The sequence below is a fragment of the Kribbella sp. CA-245084 genome, assembly GCF_050942355.1.
In the GTDB taxonomy this organism is placed as follows: Bacteria; Actinomycetota; Actinomycetes; order Propionibacteriales; family Kribbellaceae; genus Kribbella.
Genome location: NZ_CP192053.1, coordinates 1695508 through 1712230, shown reverse-complemented (window position 1 = coordinate 1712230; position 16723 = coordinate 1695508). Strand labels below are relative to the sequence as shown.

Sequence of the window (16723 nt, the reverse complement as noted above, 5' to 3'; positions counted from 1 at the left end):
TTTTCTCTTCGTCATAGGTGCGGCCAACGAACGTTCGATCCGGATGGTCCGCCGTCGTTGGCCGGATGCGACCGTGGAGCGCGACGGCACGCTGCTGACGTTCGTCGCGCCGGCCCGCCTACCGGACCAGCCGGAAGAACGCCCGGATGTCGTCGACGAGCAGGTCGGGAGCCTCGAGGGCCGCGAAGTGCCCGCCACGGCTGAACTCCGACCAATGGACGATGTGGTGCCGGCGGTCTAGCACCCGGCGGATGGCCGGATCCGTCGGGAAGACCGCGACGCCCGTCGGCACACTCGGCCGGATCTCGTCGGCGGCGCGGCGATTCTCGTAGTACAGGTTGGCGGACGTCGCGCTGCTGTTGGTGAACCAGTAGATCGACACGTCCGTGAGCAGGTGGTCCAGGTCGACCGCGTTCTCCGGCAGCGCGTGCTCCGGATCGGTCCACTCCCAGAACTTCTCCAGAATCCACGCCAACTGCCCGACCGGCGAATCGCTCAACCCGTACGAGACCGTCTGAGGCCGGGTCCCCTGCAGGTCGGCGTACCCGGTCCCGACTGCACGCAACCGCTCAGCCGCCGCCAACCGCTCTCGCTCGACGTCGGTCCGGACATCACCTGGCTCGACCTCCGGAAACGCCAGCCCGCCGTTGATATGTACGCCGACCACATGTTCCGGATCGAGCTGTCCGAGCAGCGGTGAGACGACCGATCCCGTGTCGCCACCTTGCGCGCCATAGCGCTCGTATCCGAGCCGACTCATCAACTCCGCCCAGGCACGCGCGATTCGCCCATGGTTCCAGCCGTCTTGCAACGGCAGCGAGAACCCATGCCCCGGCACGGACGGCGCGACGATGTGAAAGGCGTCGCGCGGATTCCCGCCGTACGCCGCGGGGTCGGTCAGCGGCCCGAGCACTTCGAGGAACTCTGCCACCGACCCCGGCCAGCCGTGCGTCAGCACCAACGGCAACGCATCCGGCTCCGGCGATCGCACCTGCAGGAAGTGAATCGTCTGCCCGTCGATCTCGGTCGTGTACTGCGGATACTCGTTGAGTCGCGCTTCCCAGACGCGCCAGTCGTACGCCGCCCACCGCTCCGCGACCCGCTGCAGGTAATCGACCGGGACGCCGCGCTCCCACCCGTCCCCAGGTAGTTGCCGAGGCCAACGAGTTTGCCGGAGCCGCTCCCGCAGCGCGACAACCTCCGCATCCGGTACCGCGATCCGGAACTCAGAGATCATTCGCCCGCGGATGCAGCGGCTCGTACAAACCGACCCGGCCGCCACCAGGCAGCCGGAACGACGTCAGCACACCCCACCGCATCCGCTCGACCGCCTCGAACTCCACCCCGCGGCCGCTCAGCTCGGCCATTGTCTGCTCGAGGTCGTCGCACATCAGCAGCAGCTCGTGGGACGCGACCTCGGCCGGATGCACCGCCACCTCGGCGGGCGGCAACTTGAAGATCAGCCACCCGTGCCCGGCGTCCACCGACGGGTACTCCAGCACGTCGGAGAAGAACGCCCGATCCGCCTCGGCGTCCGTGCTGTAGATGATCACATGCGCTCCGTTGATCATCTCCGACACGATACTCGGGAATACGGACACCGCTCGGCCGAGTTGCCGCAAGCATGATCCTCGTGACGGGCGCCACCGGAAACGTCGGCCGTGAACTGACCGCCCTCCTCCCGGAGGCACGAACCCTCACCCGCGGATCCGGCGCCGACCTCGCCGAACCGGAGACCCTCACCCCCGCATTGCAAACCGTCGACACGGTCTTCCTGATCTGGCCGTTCCTGACCGCCGACGGCGCCGAGGCGACCCTCGGCAAGATCGCGCAGCACGCCCGACGCGTCGTCTACCTGTCGTCGTCCGCAGTGCGCTTCGGACCGGACACTGATCCGATCACCAGGCTGCACTCTGACCTCGAAGCCGCCGTACATGCGTCCGGGCTCGAGTGGACGATCCTGCGAGCCGACACGTTCGCCTCCAACGCGCTCGGCTGGGCGGGACAGTTGCGAGCCGGCGACATCGTTCGGGGACCCGACAGCGCCGCGACCGCAGTGATCGATCCGGCTGACATCGCGGCAGTCGCAGTACGTCTCCTGACCGATCCGCAGCCCGGGACCACGCACACCGTGACCGGGCCGGAGGTGCTGAGTCGTGCTGATCAGGTCGCGATTCTCGGTACGGCGCTCGGGCGGCACCTGACCTTCGAGCCGACGCCGTTCGCCGAAGCTCGTGCACAGTTGACCGCTGACGGCAGACCGCCCGCGCTGGTGGAGGCGCTGATCGGGAGCGCCGAGCGACGCCCCCGATCCGACCTTGTCACCACCACGGTGCAGGAGCTGACCGGTCGGCCCGCGCGCACTTTCCGCGTGTGGGCCGACCGGAATGCAGCTGCATTCAGCTGATCAGTCCTCGACGACGATGGCCAGCGCCGGGCACACGGCAGCGGCCTGGTGTACGTCGGCGGCTAAGTCGTCCGACGGGTTGTCGGTGAGGAGTACGACGATGCCGTCCTCGTCACGCTGGTCGAACACGTCGGCGGCCGCGGTGACGCATTGGCCGGAGGCGACGCACTTGTCCTGGTCGACGATGATCTTCATAGGTTGTCCTTTCACCACGTCACGGGGAGCGAGTAGACGCCGTACACGGCGCCGTCGTGCTTGAACGGGATCTCGTCCAGCTCGACGGCCCGGCGCAGCGTCGGGATCCGGCGGTAGAGCGTGCTGTAGACGACCTGCAGCTCCATCCGCGCCAACGGTTGCCCGAGGCACTGATGTACGCCGAACCCGAACGCGACATGCCGCCGCGCGTCCCGGTGCACGTCGAGGATGTCCGGGTCGGAGAACATCGACGGATCCCGGTTGGCGATGTCGTTCGGAAGGATCACGCCCTCGCCGGCCTTGATCACCTGGCCGTGCAGCTCGATGTCCTCGAGCACCGCCCGGCGCCGGCCGTTGTGCGTGATGTTCAGGTACCGCAACAGCTCCTCGACCGCGCCCGCAACCAGCTTCGGGTCGTCGGTCTGCCGCAGTACGGCGAGTTGCTCCGGGTGCTCCAGCAGCGCAAGGGTGCCGAGGGCAATCATGTTCGCGGTGGTCTCGTGCCCCGCGATCAACAGCAGCACCCCGATCCCGGCCGCCTCCTGCCGGGTCAGCTCACCGGCCTTGACCCGCTCGGCGAGGCCGGACAGCAGATCGTCCTGCGGGTTCGCGAGCTTGTCGCCCATCAGCTCGTTCAGGTAACGCCCGATGTTGTTCCGGGCCTCTGTCCGCGCCTCGACCGACGCGGTCGTGCGGATCAGGATGCGGCTGTTCTGCTGGAAGAACTCGTGGTCGTCGTACGGGACCCCGAGCAGCCGGCAGATCACCAGGGACGGCACCGGGAGCGCGAACGCCTCCACGAGGTCGACCGGCTTCGGGCCTGCGAGCAGGTCGTCGATCAGCCCGTCGACGATCGCCTGCACCTGCGGCCGCATCGCCTCGATCCGCTTGATCATGAACGGCGCGGTGACCATCCGCCGCAGCCGCGCATGCTCCGGGTCGTCCATCAGGATGAACCCGATCCCGGAGTCCTCGCCGGTCGGTAGCGCCCGGGCAACGGTGTTCGGGTAGCCCGGCTTGTTCACGTCGGAGCTCAGTCGCGGATCGGCGAGCAGCGCACGCTGGTCGTCGTACCGCGTGACCAGCCAGGCGGTCGTGCCGAAGATCTGTACCTTGACCAGCGGCGCTTCTTCCTGCAGTTCGCGCAGTTGCGGCGGCGGGTCGAACGGACAACCTTCTGCCCGGGTCATCGGGTAGACAGGAGTGGTCATACGAATCCTTCCCCAGAGAGGTTTCGAGTTACACCAGGTGCTCCCGGTGCAGGCGGGTCTGTTTCGGCATGTTCCAGCCGAGTACTGCGGTAACGCGGCCGCCGCGGCGGTAATGCGCGACGAACCGCTCGCCGATGTTGCCCTCAGCAACGGTCACCTCGGCGTCGGCGGACGGACGGCCGTGGACCTGGATCTTCACGGCGAACTGGTCGGTCCAGAAGTACGGAATCGGTCGATAGGGCTGCTCGTCGCCGAGGATGTTGGCCGCGACGCACATGGCCTGTTCGGTCGCGTTGGTGCGATTCTCCAACCGCACAAGGGAATCGTCGTGCTGCCACCGGGCCACATCACCGGCGGCGTAGATCCCGTCAGCGGCCCGGCAGTACGCGTCACACACGACCCCGTTGTCGAGCCGGAGCCCACTCCCCTCCAGCCACTGGGTCGCCGGCGCGGCGCCCAACGCCACGACCACCACATCCGCAGGCAGTACGTCGCCATCAGCCAGCTGTACGCCGCTCACCCGGCCATCAACCGCCGTCAGCCCAGTCACCGCTGCACCGAGACGAAGGTCGACACCTTGAGACCGGTGCAGCTCACCCAGCAATCCTCCGACTGTCGGGCCAAGCTGAGCCTCCAGGGGCGTGGCCTGGGGGCCCGCGAGCGTAACGGCGAGGCCGAGCTTCCGTGCGGTCGCGGCGACCTCGGCCCCGAGCACACCATCCCCCACGACGACCAGCCGATCGCTCTCCACCAGATCCTTACGCAATGCGGCCGCATCATCGAGCGTCCGCAGCACATGCACCCCCGCGAGGCCGGCGCCGGGCAGGTGGCGTGGCGTCAGGCCGGTTGCGATGACGACCGCATCAGCCGTCAGCGAGCGGCCGGCGGCGGTTCGGACCAGTTTGCGGTCGGCGTCCAGCGAGACGGCAGAGTCGCCCAGGACGAACTCGGCGTCCAGGGCCGACAGCATCGTGTCGGGGCGCAGGCGGGTGCGGGCCTCGTCCCAGTCGCCGCAGAGGAACTGTTTGGACAGCGGCGGACGGTCGTACGGCGGGTGCCACTCGGCGCCGAGGACCGTGATCGGTTCCCGATATCCCTTGCGTCGCAGGGCTTCTACGGTCGTGAGGCCGGCCGCGGAAGCACCCACCACGAGCACGCTCACGAAGTCACCGGTGCGGTCAGCAGACCGACGATGCCGTCGATCAGACCGTCGGCCATCTCCTGCCAGCTCGCCCGCGCCGTCGGCGTACCCTCGGCCTGCGCCCGCTCGAACTCCGCGGTCATCTGGATGATCAGATGCCGGGCCATGTCACCGCGCTCCATCCGAACCGCCGGCGGAAGCTCCGCGAGGTGTTCGGCGAGCCCTTCGATGACACGTTGCAGGGTCGGTGAGTTGAGCGACTCCTGGAGCTGGATCTCCCGCAGCGACGGGTCGTACATCAGCTGGGCGCTGAACCGCGCGAGCCAGCTGGGCGGACCCAAGCTGCTCATGTGGTCGGTCGCCGACCGGACCAGCACCGTCACCCAGTCCCTGACATCGGGATCCGCGCCGAGCTCCGCGATCAGCTCGCGGCGCCGCTCCTCGACCGGGAGCGCATGCTTGCGCACGATCTCCCGGACCAGGTCGGTCTTGGTCCCGAAGTGGTACCCGACCGCGGTGTTGTTGCCCTGGCCGGCCGCCTCGCTGATCTGCCGGTTCGACACCTCGTGGACGCCGCGCTCAGCGAACATCCGCTCGGCCGTCGCGAGGATCAGGTCCCGAGTCGCATTCACCCTCGCGGACCGATCCGTCTTCGACATCATCATCACCACATCACCCTTACCTCCCGCAGCCCGCCGACGAGCAGCCCTTCGACCAGGGGCAACTCCGCGGACGGCACCGCCAGTTCCAATGTCGGCAGCCGGCGCAGCAAGACCTCCAGTACGACCTGGAGCTCCGTCCGCGCCAACGACTGACCAATACACGAGTGCGGCCCGGCCCCGAACGCCAGGTGGACGTTCGGGCTGCGGGTCAGGTCCATCTCGCCGGCATCCTCGAAGATCCGCTCGTCCCGGTTCGCGGACGCCATGCTGCACACGGCCGTCGTACCGGCAGGCAGTACGCCGTCCGGGAGCTCGACCTCCTCGGAGACGTAGCGGACCATGCCGAAGCCGGCGTTCGCGTCGTACCGCAAGGTTTCCTCGACGGCGGTGCGGACCAGGCCCGGGTCGGCGAGCAACTGCTCCCAGCGGCCGCGGTCGGCGAGCAGCATCGCCATCATCTTGCCGATCATGTTGGTCGTGGTCTCGTGGCCGGCGATCAACAGCCCCATGCCGGTGGTGACGAGCACCTCGTCGCTCAACTGCTCCCCTGCCGAGTCGGTGCCGGTGATCAGGTCGCTCAGCAGATCGGTGCCCGGGTCCGCGCGCTTGATCTCGATATGGCCGCGCATGTACGTCGCGAACTCGCCGTGCGCGGCAGCCATGTCGTCCGCGGTGTAGCGGCTCAGGTTGAGGAACGTGTCGGACCAGTACGAGAACCGCTCCCGGTCCGACGCCGGTACGCCGAGCAGCTCGCAGATCACCCATACCGGCAACGGAAATCCGACGTTCGCCTTCAGGTCGGCCGGCTGCCCACGCTCGACCATCTCGTCGACAAGCTGATCCGCCATCGCCTCGATCGACGGCCGCAGCGCCGCCATCCGCTTGGCGGTGAACCATTTGGTGATCATCCGCCGCCAGCGCTGATGCTCGTCCCCCGACTGCGGTACGCCGCCCCGCGGCCGGTCGAACGCGCCAGTGCCTCCCGCCGACACCCGCGCGGCACCGTCCGCCGTCCGGGGGAACCGCGGGTCGGACAGGACCTGCCGCACATCGTCGTACCGCGTGAGCAAGGCGGCCTGGTCGCCGCTCGGCAGCCGGACCTGCGCCACCGGGCACTCCTGCCGCAGCCGCTCCCACTCCGGCGGCGGCTCGATCGCGTCGACGGGCGGGATCGGGTAGTCGACAATCTGATCGCTCTCGGTCACTGACCATCACCTCCGTGTGGTTTCCCTCCCAGCTTGCCCCGCGGACTTGTTTAAGTCAACTGCCTGACTTAACGTGTAGTTGCACAAACCAACTATCTTTCGCTGCCTTCGGAGGCTGATGATGTCTGCTGCTCCAACCGTGCGTGCCGGTGCTGTCGTGCCGGTGCTCGCCTCGGCCGGTATCACGGTCGCGCTGATGCAGACGCTGGTGATCCCGCTGGTTCCCGAGCTGCCGCGACTGCTGAACGCGTCGGCCGCCGGGACTGCCTGGGCGATCACCGCGACCCTGCTCGCGGCCGCGGTCGCGACCCCGATCATGGGTCGCCTCGGCGACATGTACGGCAAGCGCCGGATGCTGCTGATCAGCATCGGCATGCTGGTGGCCGGCTCGGTCGTCGCCGCGCTGAGCAGCTCACTCGTGCCGATGATCGCCGGCCGCGCCCTGCAGGGCTTCGCCGCGGGCGTGATCCCGCTCGGCATCAGCATCATGCGCGACGAACTGCCGAGCGACAAGCTCGGTACGGCGACCGCGCAAATGAGCGCCTCGCTCGGCGTCGGCGGTGCACTCGGCCTGCCGCTGGCGGCGCTGCTCGCCGAGAACTTCAACTGGCACACGCTGTTCTGGCTGTCGGCCGGCCTCGGCGTGATCGTGTTCGGACTGGTACTGCGCTTCGTCCCGGAGTCGTCCGTACGCTCCGGCGGCCGGTTCGACCTGCTGGGCGGGCTCGGGCTGTCGATCGGCCTGATTTCGTTGCTGCTGGCAATCTCTCAGGGCGCCGACTGGGGCTGGACCGGCGGCCGGACGCTCGGCCTGTTCGCCCTCGGAATCGTCGCGCTGCTCGCGTGGGGCTGGTGGGAACGCCGTACCAGCGAGCCGCTCGTCGACCTGCGGACGACGGCTCGCCCGCAGGTGCTGCTGACGAACCTGGCATCGATGGTGTTCGGGTTCGCGATGTTCGCGATGTCGCTGGTCCTGCCGCAGCTGCTGCAGATGCCTAAGGCAACTGGTTTCGGACTCGGTCAGTCGATGCTCGCATCCGGTCTGGTGATGGGCCCGTCGGGCCTGGTCATGCTGATCGCCGCGCCGTTCTCGGCGAAGATCTCGAAGACCCGCGGCCCCAAGGTGACGCTGATGCTCGGCGCCGTCGTGGTCGCCGCCGGGTACGGCGTCGGCAGCGTGCTGATGGGATCGGTCTGGGAGCTCGTGCTGGTCTCGCTGCTGATCGGCGCCGGCATCGGCCTGGCGTACGGCGCGATGCCGGCGCTGATCATGGCCGCCGTACCGGTCTCGGAGACCGCGGCCGCGAACAGCTTCAACACGCTGATGCGCTCGATCGGAACGTCGGTCTCCAGCGCGGTCGCCGGCGTGATCCTGGCCAACCTGACGATCAGCCTCGGTAGCTTCACCCTGCCCTCGCAGACCGGCTTCCGCACCGTCCTGCTGATCGGCGCGGGCGCCGCCCTCGCCGCACTGGCCATCGCCTCCTTCATCCCCACCCGCCGCGACAAGCCGCAGGTCGACAGGACGTATACGTCCACTGAGGAATCAGCCACGCTCAGCAGCTCGGCCAATCAGGCGTAGTGGGCCTATACGTCCTGTCGAGCTGCACAAGCTAGGCGAGGAAATCCAGCGTGCGCTGCATCAGGAGTTTGGCCGCGGGCTCGTCGTAACCGGGGAGCGACGAGTCCGCGAACAGGTGCTCCTTGCCGGGGTACAGGAACAGCTCCACGGAGCCGTTGGAAGCGACCAGGGCGCGGGCGGCGTCGATGTCGCCGCCTTCCTCGGCGAAGAACGGATCCTCCTCCATCGCGTGAACCTGCGCCGGCACGCCCTCCGGCCAGGCGCCGAACTCCTCCGCCGGCAGGCAGGAGTAGAAGAACAACCCGCCGACGGCTCCCGGGCGCGTCTGCGTGAGCTGCTGGGCGGGAACGACGCCGAGCGAGAAGCCGGCGTACACGACATTCGGCGGCAGCTGCTGCGCCGCCTCGACGCCGCGCTCCGCGATCTTGCCGAAACCCGTCGCCCGCGCGTAGTCCATGCCCTCGTCGATGGTGGCGTACGTGTTGCCTTCGTACAGGTCCGGTGTGTGGACGGTGTGCCCCGCCTGCCGGAGCTCCTCGGCGAACGCCTTCACCCCGTCGGTCAGGCCCTGCGAGTGGTGGTACAGAACGATCTCAGCCATCGTCGGCTCCAATGATCCAGATATCTCGAACAATCCGCGATGCTAGTCTATTCGGATCATGTCGATCAACAGCTCGGTCCCCGATTACGAGCTCGCGGACACCGTCGAGCTGACCACCGCGGAGCAGGTGCGGGCGATCAGCGACCCCTTGCGGACGACGATTCTCGGGCTGCTGCACGAGCGGGCCGCGACGGTGACCGAGCTGGCGACCGCGGTCGGCCGGCCGAAGAGCACGGTCGCGCACCACGTCAAGGTGCTGACCGACGCGGGCATCCTCCGGGTGGTCCGGACCCGGCGGGTGCGGGCGATCGAGGAGCGGTTCTACGGCCGCGCGGCGCGGATGTTCTACGTCGGACTCGGTCGGCAGGGAGCGGACGGGATGCTGCCGCACGACTTCAACGACTTCGAGGTCGCGGCCGAGGAGTCCAAACCGGCGTACGACGCGGGTGAGATGTTCTCGCTGATCAGGCACGCCCGGATCCCCACGGACCGTGCGAGCGAGTTCTGGCTGCAGGTCGCCGCGCTGGTGCACGACTTCGACCAGCTCCCCCGGTCGGGTGACACGACGTACGGCTTCACCGTCGGTCTCTATCCGATCGTCGACTACCCCACCTTGCCGCCGACCGAGGACGAGATCTGAGCTTCATGTTCGGCTGACACCCGGTCGAGGATCTCGACGATGCGGTCCAGGACGTCACGGGCGACGGCGTACTCGTGGTCGCCGAACTCCTCGGCGAAGCGTGCTTCCAGGTCGATCAGATACTGGAAGCCGTCGCCGGCCACGGCCAGTCCGTGCTCGGAGTAGGTCACCACCTTGGCCCGGCCGTCCTCCGGATCGGACCGCATCTCCAGCAGGTCGAGCGCGACCATGTCGCGGATCACCTCACCCATCGACTGCCGGGTGATCCCCGCCCGCATCGCCATGTCCGCGGCCCGCGCACCCTCGGCATGCAGGGTGCCGAACACCGAGTTGTGCGCCATCTTCACCTCGGTGTGCCCGTCGAGATGGGCCCGCCGGACCATGTCGGACTGCAGCGCGCGATTGGCCCGCTCGACCAGCGCGATCAACGGCTTCTGATCAGGTCGTGGCACCTCAGCTCTTGACATGTCGTAAGGATACCTTCCAATATTTCGACAGGAAACCTTACGGTATCAGGGAGGGCCCGATGGATGCCATGGAACTTCACCCGGTGGTCGCGGGCCTGTTCACGCGGGGACGCCGGCGGACGGTCCGGATCGCGGCCGAGCAGGAGTACGTCGTCGCCGACGCGGACGGCGGCGTGGTCCCGATCGAGCGGGTACGGCGGGCCGCCGCGGGTGCGATCGCGGCGCCGTACATCACCTTCGAACCGGGCGGCCAGCTCGAGCTGAGCCTGCCGCCGTCGCTCGATCCAGTCGGAGACCTGGAGGTGCTGACGGCGGATCTGCGGAGTCGGCTCGGCCGTGAAGGCATCGGCCTGCTGACGATCCCGGTGGATCCGCGGACGGATGTGCCGCTGCAACTGACCTCTGAGCGGTACGTCGCGATGCAGCGGCATTTCGACACGATCGGGCCGGCTGGGCGGCGGATGATGCGGCGTACCGCGTCGACGCAGATCTGCCTGGATTGGTGGCCGGGTGCGGCGGGGATCGAGCAGTGGCGGGTGCTGAATCTCGCCGGGCCGTTCCTGTCGACGGCGTTCGCGCGCGATGGCGAGCGGTTGAGCACTTGGCTGGAGGTCGATCCGACGCGCACCGGCTTCGACGACCTCGTACTTCGTGGCGATCCGGTCAGCTCCTACACCGCCTTCGCGGCCGGGGCGTCGAAGTTCTTGGATGGGGCGGCGGCACACGTGAGCACGCTGTTTCCGCCGGTGCGTCCACGCAGCACGTACCTGGAGGTCCGCTTCCTCGACGCCCAGGAACCAGCCGGCGTCGAACGCGCGATAGGCGCACTCGGCCGCCTGATGTACGACGACGCAGTCCGCAGCGCCGCACTTCGGGCACTGGAACCCGAGCGCCCTCAACTGGCAGACCTCTGGCGCGCTGCCGTCGCGGGCGAGCACGTTCCAAACACTCGGCTCTCGCACGACCTGGCACTCCCCGACTCCGCCGTACCATACGGTTTGGTATGGCCGCCGGAGGTGGCGGCATGAGCGGCGGCGTGCTGTTCGTGACCGATCCGCTGGCCGGGCTGGTCGGGGATATCGACGCGAGCGTCGGCTTGATGAGCGCGACTCAGGAGCTGGGGTTCGAGGTCTGGTGTTGTGGGCCGGAGGAGCTCGCGGTTGTCGACGGGCGGGTGCGGGCTCGTGCTCGGCGGATTCGGCTTCGGCCGCGGTATGCGGTCGGTGGTGACCATCGGTGGATTGTCGATGCGACCTGGTGGGACGAGCTCGAGACCACGGTTGTCGACGTTGCGTCACTCGACCTGGTGCACCTGCGGATCGATCCGCCGGTTGATGCGCGGTACCTGCACACGACGTACCTGCTGGATCTGGTCGAGCAGGCCGGTACGCGGGTGATCAACCGGCCGGAAGGCATCCGGGCGATGCACGAGAAGCTGGTCGCGCTGCACTTCCCCGAGCTCTGTCCGCCGACCTACGTCGGTGCGGATCCCACCGAACTGCGATCGTTCGTCGCACGCGTCGGTACGGCGGTGGTCAAGCCGGTCGACGGGTTCGCGGGACTCGACGTGTGGCTGGTGCACGACGACCAGGGCGCGGTCGCACTGCTGGAGTCCGCGAGCCACGGCGGGCGGCGGCTGGTGATCGCCCAGCAGTATCTGCCAGCTGTTGCGCACGGCAACAAACGGTTGTTCCTGCTCGACGGCGACATCGTCGGCGCAGTACTTCGCCGACCGGCCGTCGACGACTTCCGGATCGGACCGCCGATCGCACCGGCCGAACTCGACGAGGACGATCACGCGATCGTCGCCGCCATCGGACCCGTCCTGCGGAAGCACGGCCTCGCCATCGCCGGTCTCGACGTGATCGGCGGCCGGCTGATCGAGGTCAACGTCACCTGCCCGGGCGGCATGCACAAGACCGACGCCCTGCTCGGGACCCAACTCAGTCAAACCATCGTGAGCCGTTTGTTCGAAGGAGTACTCGTATGAACCTCGACACCGTCACCATCGTCTGCATCGCCCTGATGGGCATTCTGCTCTTCGTGCTCGGCGCCAACGTCAGCCGGAACCGGGCCCTCCGCGGCGCGGGAAACCAGCTGCCGAGCGACCCGTCCGACAAGCTGCTGATCGCAATCCGCGCGCACGGCAACGCCGCCGAGTACATCCCGACGATGATCGTGCTGCTGCTGGTCTGTTCGGTGCTGTCCGACAGCTGGGCGGTCGACGTCCTCGCGATCGCCGCCGTGTTCGTCCGCTACGTGCACGCGTTCGGAATGCTGGCCTCGCGCAGTCTCGCGACCCACGGCCCGCTCCGCGATGTCGGTGCCATGGGCACCTACCTCGTCGGGATCGCACTGGGAGTCACCGCGCTGGTGACGATCTGAACGCGGTCGGCGTCGTCCCGGTGAGCTGACGGAACACGCGAGCGAAGTGTTGGCTCGAACTGAAGCCAAGGCTCACGGCCAACGCGGTGATCGTGATGTCGCTGGTCTCGAGGAGTTGGCGGGCGCGCTCGATCCGCCGTTCGTTGAGATACCGGTGGGGCGGCTGGCCGAGCTCGGTGGTGAACAGCTCGGCCAGGTACGCCGGTGCGAGCCCGGTGCGATCGCCCAACTCCCGCAGCGTCCACCGCTCGTGAAACTCCTGGTCCAGCAGGCGTTTCACGGTCCGCACCGCCGGGTGCATCGCAAGCTGCGGTACGGCGGCCGGCGCGAGACACCGGGATACCGCGAGCATCAGGTGGTCGACCGCGAGCGTCAGCCCGGTGTCGGCGTATTCGTAGCGGGTGGTGACCTCGCGGACGAGTTGCGCGAAGGCGTGCGTGAGCTCACCCGCTTCACGATGTACGACGGTCTTCGGCCAGGGCAGTGCGAGCGCGGGCTGGCGTCGTACGACGGGTTCGCGGTCGATCGCGGCGAAGTAGAAGTGGTGGTTGCCGGAACGGCCGGCCAGGTGATGAGTGACACCTGGCGGTACGGCGAAGAGATGCCCCGGGTGGAGGACGTAGCTCTCGCCGCCGGCCACCCAGTGCGTGCTGCCGTGCTGCTGCAGGTAGATCTCCCAGACGGGATGCTCGTGCGGCTCGATCAGGAACTGCTCAGGCACCCACTGCTCGCCGGCATGCAGCAGACCGCTGTCCCCCGCGAATCCCTCGGCGTGGAATCCGGCGCGGAGCCCACTGGGCCGATGCAACGACACCTGAAGATTGTGTCCAGTTGCCTGAACATCGGCAACGCCATACCGGTCGCTCGATTCCTAGATTGGTCCGCATGGAGCTACCTGGAGCAGATGACATCGCCTTCTTCCGAGAGCACGGCTACTGGATCTCGCCGGCGATCGTGCCGTCCGACGTACTCGACGCGGCTGAGCGTGGGATGGAGCGGTTCTACGCCGGCGACCACGACCACACGCTGCCCGAGCTGCCCGCGACGCGAGGCTGGCAGCCATCGGATGGCGACGTACTGCGGAAGAACGACTACTCGTCCTTGCGGGTCGACGAGTTGGCCGCGCTGGTACAGCACCCGGCGATCGGTGCGACGGCGGCCGCGTTGACCGGTGCGGACGGGATCCGGTTGTGGCACGACCAACTGTTGTTCAAGCCGCCGGGTGGTTCGGCGAAGGTCGGATGGCACACGGACCGGCAGTACTGGCAGTCGTGTACGTCGGACGACATGCTCACCGCGTGGGTCGGGTTCCACGACGTGGATGAGGAGAACGGGGCCGTCGGATTCCTGCCTGGCAGCCATCGCTGGTCCGTGACCGGGCTCGACTTCTTCTCGCAGGACAACGCCGGACTCGAGGCGTCGATCGCGGAGCAGGGGTTCGACCCGACGCCCGTCGTACCGCGGATGAAGCGTGGGCAGGTCAGCTTCCACCATTGCCGGACCGTGCACGGGAGTTCGGCAAACTTGAGTACGGCGCCGCGCCGGTCGATCGCGATTCACCTGCAGCCGGCGAGCAACCGCTGGCGTCCCGGCTCGGCCCATCCCAACGACACGCTCGTCCGGCAGAACCCCGACCCGGATTACACGGACCCGGCGATCCAGCCGACGCTCTGGCCACTTGATAACCGGACCACGGTCCGTTAGCTTCGTGGCATGCAAGGACTTGAGCGGATCAACGAACTCGGGCGGCAGGATCATTTTCTGGCGGTAGCGATCACGCAGCGACGGTCCGGCGAGCCGGCCACCTCGGTGGTGAACGCCGGCGTCCTCGACCATCCCTTGACGGGTGAGCCGGTCGTGGCGTTCGTCGCGCGCGGGCACACGGCGAAGCTCACTCATCTGCGCCGGACCCCGCAGGCGACGCTGGTGTTCCGCGCGCACTGGGAGTGGATCGGCGTCACCGGATCGGTCGAGCTGGCCGGACCGGACGATCCGCTCCCGGGCATCGACGCGGAGCGCCTGCGGGTGTTGCTGCGCGACATCTACGCGGCGGCGGGTGGCGTACATCCGGACCTCGACGAGTACGACCGCGAGATGGTCGCGGACCGGCGTACGGCGGTATTGATCCGGCCGGAGCACTTCACGAACAACCCGGCCGGCGCCGACCACCAGGAGGACGCGTGAACGTCGCACCCGGGACGATCCAGGTGTGGTCGAACCTGCTGTGCCCGTTCGCGCACGTGGCGATCTACCGCCTGCGGACCGCGCGGACGAAGCTCGGACTGGACGATGCTGTGCGGCTGGATCACCACACGTTCGCGCTCGAGTTGTTCAACGGGCCGCACTCGCGACCGGGCACGGACAGCGAGGCGGTCGGGCTCGGACAACTGGCGCCGGAGATCGGGTTCCGGCTGTGGACGCAGCCGGACTGGACGTATCCGTCGACCGTCCTGCTCGCCGCCGAGGCCGTACATGCGGCCAAAGCCCAAGGATTGCAGGCATCCGAGGACCTGGACGCCGCGCTCCGCCGTGCATTCTGGTTCGAGTCCCGGACGATCGGCCACCGCCAAGTGATCCTCGAGGTCGCCGCCGAAGTCGATTCGGTCGACGCCGCCGCCCTGGCGGCTGCCCTCGACGACGGTCGAGCGCGCTCCGAGGTCATGGCCGATCACGCGGTCGCCGTCACGGACGCCGTACAAGGCAGTCCACATCTGTTCCTTCCCGACGGCAGCGCCATCCACAACCCCGGCATCGACGTCCACTGGGAAGGCCCCTGGGCCTCCGGCTACCCCATCGCCGAGCCCACCGATCCGGGATGGCCTGAGCGGGTTTTGAACCTCGCCGCGAGCTAGGCTCGGCTCGACCACTCACTGTGATCGAAGGAGTACTCATGGCCAACGAGGATGCCTGGAGCGGAGTCGTCGTGAAGAAGTCGCGGGCAATGTTCGACGGCTCGAACCTATACCGCCGGCTCGAGGTCGAGCTCGCCGACGGCGAGAAGCAGAAGGTCAAGGTGCCCCGCGACCTGTGGAAGCAGCTCGAGGTGGGCGACCGCGTAACCAAGGAAGCCGGCGCAGACCCACAGCGTGGCTGAGCCGCCGAAGATCCTCGCGTACTACTTCCCGGACTGGCACCCCGATCCGCGGAACGCGCAGTGGTTCGGCGAGGGCTGGGACGAGTGGCGACTGCTCGAAGGGGCCAAGCCTCGTTTTGAGGGCCATCGGCAACCACGGGTGCCTCTTGACGGGCGATTCAACGAGGCGACGCCTGCTGCCGCGGAACACCAGATAAGTCTGGCCAAGAAGTACGGCGTCGACGGTTTCTTGGTCGACTACTACTGGTATGACGACGGTCCGTACCTGCAGGCGGCCCTCGACGACGGGCTGCTCGGCGCGCGGAACAGCGAGGACATCACGTTCGCGCTGATGTGGGCGAACCACGAGCTCGTCGACATCTTCCCGTACGACGATCCGGCCGACCCGCCACGGCAGCTCAAGGACGGCGCGATCGATCGGGCCGCGTTCGAGCGGCTCGCCAGGCAGGTGATCGACGCGTACTTCTCTCGCTCGAACTACCTCACCGTCGACGGCCGGCCCTGGCTGTCGATCTACGAGCTCGGCAACCTGATCGCCGGTCTCGGCGGCGTCGAGGAGACCGCGGACGCGCTGAGGTGGTTCGACGAGCAGACCCGGCGCGCCGGGTTCGAAGGGATTCACCTGGATGCAGTTGTCTGGGGCATCGGCGTACTCCCGACGGCGATCACTCTCGACGATCCCGCCGGGCTGGTGCGAAGGCTCGGCTTCCGCTCCGCGACGTCGTACGTCTGGGTGCACCACGCCGACCTCGGCGGGTTCGAGTTCCCGCGCGCCGAGATCGGGCCGCTGCGGACGGCCGCGTTCGCGGAGTACGAGCGGTACGCCGCGGAGCTCGACGTACCGTTCTATCCGAATGTGACCGTCGGGTGGGACGCGTCGCCGCGGACCGCCCAGGATCGCGAGTTCGTCCGCGGCCGGTACCCGTGGACGACGACGTTCGATCCGTCGCCCGAGGAGTTCAAGGCGGGCCTGCTGATGGCCAAGTCGTTCCTCGAACGTCACGGTCAACCGCATCCGATCATCACCGTCAATGCCTGGAACGAGTGGACGGAAGGCTCGGCGCTGCTGCCGGACACCCACAACGGCTACGGCTTCCTCGAGATGATCCGCCACTCGCGCGGGTGATACAACC

Annotated in this window: 21 protein-coding genes; 11 read left to right on the top strand and 10 right to left on the bottom strand. The window is 68.0% G+C overall.

Annotated features, from left to right (window positions below):
* Positions 1-118: 118 nt before the first annotated feature.
* Both ACQPYH_RS08420 and ACQPYH_RS08415 read right to left on the bottom strand, forming a co-directional pair.
* On the bottom strand, positions 119-1237 hold the full coding sequence (locus ACQPYH_RS08420) for an epoxide hydrolase family protein (RefSeq protein ID WP_432888740.1): 1119 nt from the start codon (positions 1235-1237) through the stop codon (positions 119-121).
* On the bottom strand, positions 1227-1571 hold the full coding sequence (locus tag ACQPYH_RS08415) for a VOC family protein (protein WP_432888738.1): 345 nt from the start codon (positions 1569-1571) through the stop codon (positions 1227-1229). The genes ACQPYH_RS08420 and ACQPYH_RS08415 overlap by 11 nt, the downstream gene beginning before the upstream one ends.
* Before the next feature lie 53 nt (positions 1572-1624).
* Between ACQPYH_RS08415 and ACQPYH_RS08410 the strand changes: the two genes are divergently transcribed.
* Complete coding sequence (locus ACQPYH_RS08410) at positions 1625-2407, top strand: NAD(P)H-binding protein (protein WP_432888736.1); 783 nt, start codon at positions 1625-1627, stop codon at positions 2405-2407.
* On the opposite strand, the gene ACQPYH_RS08405 is transcribed toward ACQPYH_RS08410, so the two are convergent.
* The 5 genes from ACQPYH_RS08405 to ACQPYH_RS08385 are packed head-to-tail and all read right to left on the bottom strand — an operon-like array spanning position 2408 to position 6821.
* Positions 2408-2602 carry a ferredoxin gene (locus ACQPYH_RS08405; RefSeq protein WP_432888734.1) on the bottom strand — a complete coding sequence of 65 codons (195 nt, stop codon included), beginning with the start codon at positions 2600-2602 and terminating at the stop codon, positions 2408-2410.
* A gap of 11 nt (positions 2603-2613) precedes the next feature.
* The gene (locus ACQPYH_RS08400; RefSeq protein ID WP_432888732.1) at positions 2614-3813 is read right to left on the bottom strand and encodes a cytochrome P450; all 1200 of its coding nucleotides are present in this window, start codon (positions 3811-3813) and stop codon (positions 2614-2616) included.
* A gap of 28 nt (positions 3814-3841) precedes the next feature.
* Entirely contained in the window at positions 3842-4975 is a 1134-nt protein-coding gene (locus tag ACQPYH_RS08395; RefSeq protein WP_432888730.1) for an NAD(P)/FAD-dependent oxidoreductase, read from the bottom strand.
* The gene (locus tag ACQPYH_RS08390) at positions 4972-5613 is read right to left on the bottom strand and encodes a TetR/AcrR family transcriptional regulator (protein ID WP_432888729.1); all 642 of its coding nucleotides are present in this window, start codon (positions 5611-5613) and stop codon (positions 4972-4974) included. The genes ACQPYH_RS08395 and ACQPYH_RS08390 overlap by 4 nt, the downstream gene beginning before the upstream one ends.
* Before the next feature lie 5 nt (positions 5614-5618).
* A complete protein-coding gene (locus ACQPYH_RS08385; protein WP_432888727.1) occupies positions 5619-6821 on the bottom strand; it encodes a cytochrome P450 in 1203 nt (400 codons plus the stop codon).
* Between the two features lie 121 nt (positions 6822-6942).
* Between ACQPYH_RS08385 and ACQPYH_RS08380 the strand changes: the two genes are divergently transcribed.
* Positions 6943-8403 (top strand): MFS transporter, encoded by a 1461-nt coding sequence (locus ACQPYH_RS08380; protein ID WP_432888726.1) that lies wholly within the window; start codon positions 6943-6945, stop codon positions 8401-8403.
* A gap of 31 nt (positions 8404-8434) precedes the next feature.
* Here ACQPYH_RS08380 and ACQPYH_RS08375 read toward each other — a convergent pair whose 3' ends face one another.
* On the bottom strand, positions 8435-9004 hold the full coding sequence (locus ACQPYH_RS08375; protein WP_432888724.1) for a dienelactone hydrolase family protein: 570 nt from the start codon (positions 9002-9004) through the stop codon (positions 8435-8437).
* Between the two features lie 58 nt (positions 9005-9062).
* On the opposite strand from ACQPYH_RS08375, the gene ACQPYH_RS08370 reads away from it, so the two are divergent.
* The gene (locus ACQPYH_RS08370; RefSeq protein ID WP_432888722.1) at positions 9063-9644 is read left to right on the top strand and encodes an ArsR/SmtB family transcription factor; all 582 of its coding nucleotides are present in this window, start codon (positions 9063-9065) and stop codon (positions 9642-9644) included.
* Here the strand turns inward: ACQPYH_RS08370 and ACQPYH_RS08365 are convergent.
* Positions 9608-10111 (bottom strand): MarR family winged helix-turn-helix transcriptional regulator, encoded by a 504-nt coding sequence (locus ACQPYH_RS08365; protein ID WP_432888720.1) that lies wholly within the window; start codon positions 10109-10111, stop codon positions 9608-9610. The genes ACQPYH_RS08370 and ACQPYH_RS08365 overlap by 37 nt on opposite strands.
* Positions 10112-10170: 59 nt before the next feature.
* Between ACQPYH_RS08365 and ACQPYH_RS08360 the strand changes: the two genes are divergently transcribed.
* Genes ACQPYH_RS08360 through ACQPYH_RS08350 form a run of 3 tightly spaced genes read left to right on the top strand, consistent with a single transcriptional unit; the run spans position 10171 to position 12496 of the window.
* Positions 10171-11139: a glutamate-cysteine ligase family protein gene (locus ACQPYH_RS08360; RefSeq protein ID WP_432888718.1), complete on the top strand. Its 969-nt coding sequence runs from the start codon at positions 10171-10173 to the stop codon at positions 11137-11139.
* The gene (locus tag ACQPYH_RS08355; protein WP_432888716.1) at positions 11136-12101 is read left to right on the top strand and encodes a hypothetical protein; all 966 of its coding nucleotides are present in this window, start codon (positions 11136-11138) and stop codon (positions 12099-12101) included. Before ACQPYH_RS08360 ends, ACQPYH_RS08355 begins: the two co-directional genes overlap by 4 nt.
* A complete protein-coding gene (locus ACQPYH_RS08350) occupies positions 12098-12496 on the top strand; it encodes an MAPEG family protein (protein WP_432888714.1) in 399 nt (132 codons plus the stop codon). Before ACQPYH_RS08355 ends, ACQPYH_RS08350 begins: the two co-directional genes overlap by 4 nt.
* Here ACQPYH_RS08350 and ACQPYH_RS08345 read toward each other — a convergent pair.
* Complete coding sequence (locus ACQPYH_RS08345; RefSeq protein ID WP_432888712.1) at positions 12474-13310, bottom strand: helix-turn-helix domain-containing protein; 837 nt, start codon at positions 13308-13310, stop codon at positions 12474-12476. The two genes, ACQPYH_RS08350 and ACQPYH_RS08345, sit on opposite strands and share 23 nt — an antisense overlap.
* A gap of 71 nt (positions 13311-13381) precedes the next feature.
* On the opposite strand from ACQPYH_RS08345, the gene ACQPYH_RS08340 reads away from it, so the two are divergent.
* Genes ACQPYH_RS08340 through ACQPYH_RS08320 form a run of 5 tightly spaced genes read left to right on the top strand, consistent with a single transcriptional unit; the run spans position 13382 to position 16716 of the window.
* Positions 13382-14200 carry a phytanoyl-CoA dioxygenase family protein gene (locus tag ACQPYH_RS08340; RefSeq protein ID WP_432888710.1) on the top strand — a complete coding sequence of 273 codons (819 nt, stop codon included), beginning with the start codon at positions 13382-13384 and terminating at the stop codon, positions 14198-14200.
* Positions 14201-14209: 9 nt separating this feature from the next.
* Positions 14210-14680, top strand: coding sequence for a hypothetical protein (locus ACQPYH_RS08335; protein ID WP_432888708.1), 471 nt, complete (start codon positions 14210-14212; stop codon positions 14678-14680).
* Positions 14677-15348 carry a DsbA family oxidoreductase gene (locus tag ACQPYH_RS08330; protein ID WP_432888706.1) on the top strand — a complete coding sequence of 224 codons (672 nt, stop codon included), beginning with the start codon at positions 14677-14679 and terminating at the stop codon, positions 15346-15348. The genes ACQPYH_RS08335 and ACQPYH_RS08330 overlap by 4 nt, the downstream gene beginning before the upstream one ends.
* 38 nt (positions 15349-15386) lie before the next feature.
* Positions 15387-15590, top strand: coding sequence for a DUF7489 domain-containing protein (locus ACQPYH_RS08325; RefSeq protein ID WP_432888704.1), 204 nt, complete (start codon positions 15387-15389; stop codon positions 15588-15590).
* On the top strand, positions 15583-16716 hold the full coding sequence (locus ACQPYH_RS08320) for a glycoside hydrolase family 99-like domain-containing protein (protein ID WP_432888701.1): 1134 nt from the start codon (positions 15583-15585) through the stop codon (positions 16714-16716). The genes ACQPYH_RS08325 and ACQPYH_RS08320 overlap by 8 nt, the downstream gene beginning before the upstream one ends.
* Positions 16717-16723 lie beyond the last annotated feature (7 nt).

Coding starts and splice junctions, on each gene's coding strand:
- ACQPYH_RS08355 (WP_432888716.1), top strand. CDS start 11,136: ATGAGCGGCGGCGTGCTGTTCGTGACCGATCCGCTGGCCGGGCTGGTC.
- ACQPYH_RS08420 (WP_432888740.1), bottom strand. CDS start 1,237: ATGATCTCTGAGTTCCGGATCGCGGTACCGGATGCGGAGGTTGTCGCG.
- ACQPYH_RS08350 (WP_432888714.1), top strand. CDS start 12,098: ATGAACCTCGACACCGTCACCATCGTCTGCATCGCCCTGATGGGCATT.
- ACQPYH_RS08400 (WP_432888732.1), bottom strand. CDS start 3,813: ATGACCACTCCTGTCTACCCGATGACCCGGGCAGAAGGTTGTCCGTTC.
- ACQPYH_RS08380 (WP_432888726.1), top strand. CDS start 6,943: ATGTCTGCTGCTCCAACCGTGCGTGCCGGTGCTGTCGTGCCGGTGCTC.
- ACQPYH_RS08335 (WP_432888708.1), top strand. CDS start 14,210: ATGCAAGGACTTGAGCGGATCAACGAACTCGGGCGGCAGGATCATTTT.
- ACQPYH_RS08405 (WP_432888734.1), bottom strand. CDS start 2,602: ATGAAGATCATCGTCGACCAGGACAAGTGCGTCGCCTCCGGCCAATGC.
- ACQPYH_RS08375 (WP_432888724.1), bottom strand. CDS start 9,004: ATGGCTGAGATCGTTCTGTACCACCACTCGCAGGGCCTGACCGACGGG.
- ACQPYH_RS08360 (WP_432888718.1), top strand. CDS start 10,171: ATGGATGCCATGGAACTTCACCCGGTGGTCGCGGGCCTGTTCACGCGG.
- ACQPYH_RS08370 (WP_432888722.1), top strand. CDS start 9,063: ATGTCGATCAACAGCTCGGTCCCCGATTACGAGCTCGCGGACACCGTC.
- ACQPYH_RS08410 (WP_432888736.1), top strand. CDS start 1,625: ATGATCCTCGTGACGGGCGCCACCGGAAACGTCGGCCGTGAACTGACC.
- ACQPYH_RS08340 (WP_432888710.1), top strand. CDS start 13,382: ATGGAGCTACCTGGAGCAGATGACATCGCCTTCTTCCGAGAGCACGGC.
- ACQPYH_RS08390 (WP_432888729.1), bottom strand. CDS start 5,613: ATGTCGAAGACGGATCGGTCCGCGAGGGTGAATGCGACTCGGGACCTG.
- ACQPYH_RS08415 (WP_432888738.1), bottom strand. CDS start 1,571: ATGATCAACGGAGCGCATGTGATCATCTACAGCACGGACGCCGAGGCG.
- ACQPYH_RS08365 (WP_432888720.1), bottom strand. CDS start 10,111: ATGTCAAGAGCTGAGGTGCCACGACCTGATCAGAAGCCGTTGATCGCG.
- ACQPYH_RS08325 (WP_432888704.1), top strand. CDS start 15,387: ATGGCCAACGAGGATGCCTGGAGCGGAGTCGTCGTGAAGAAGTCGCGG.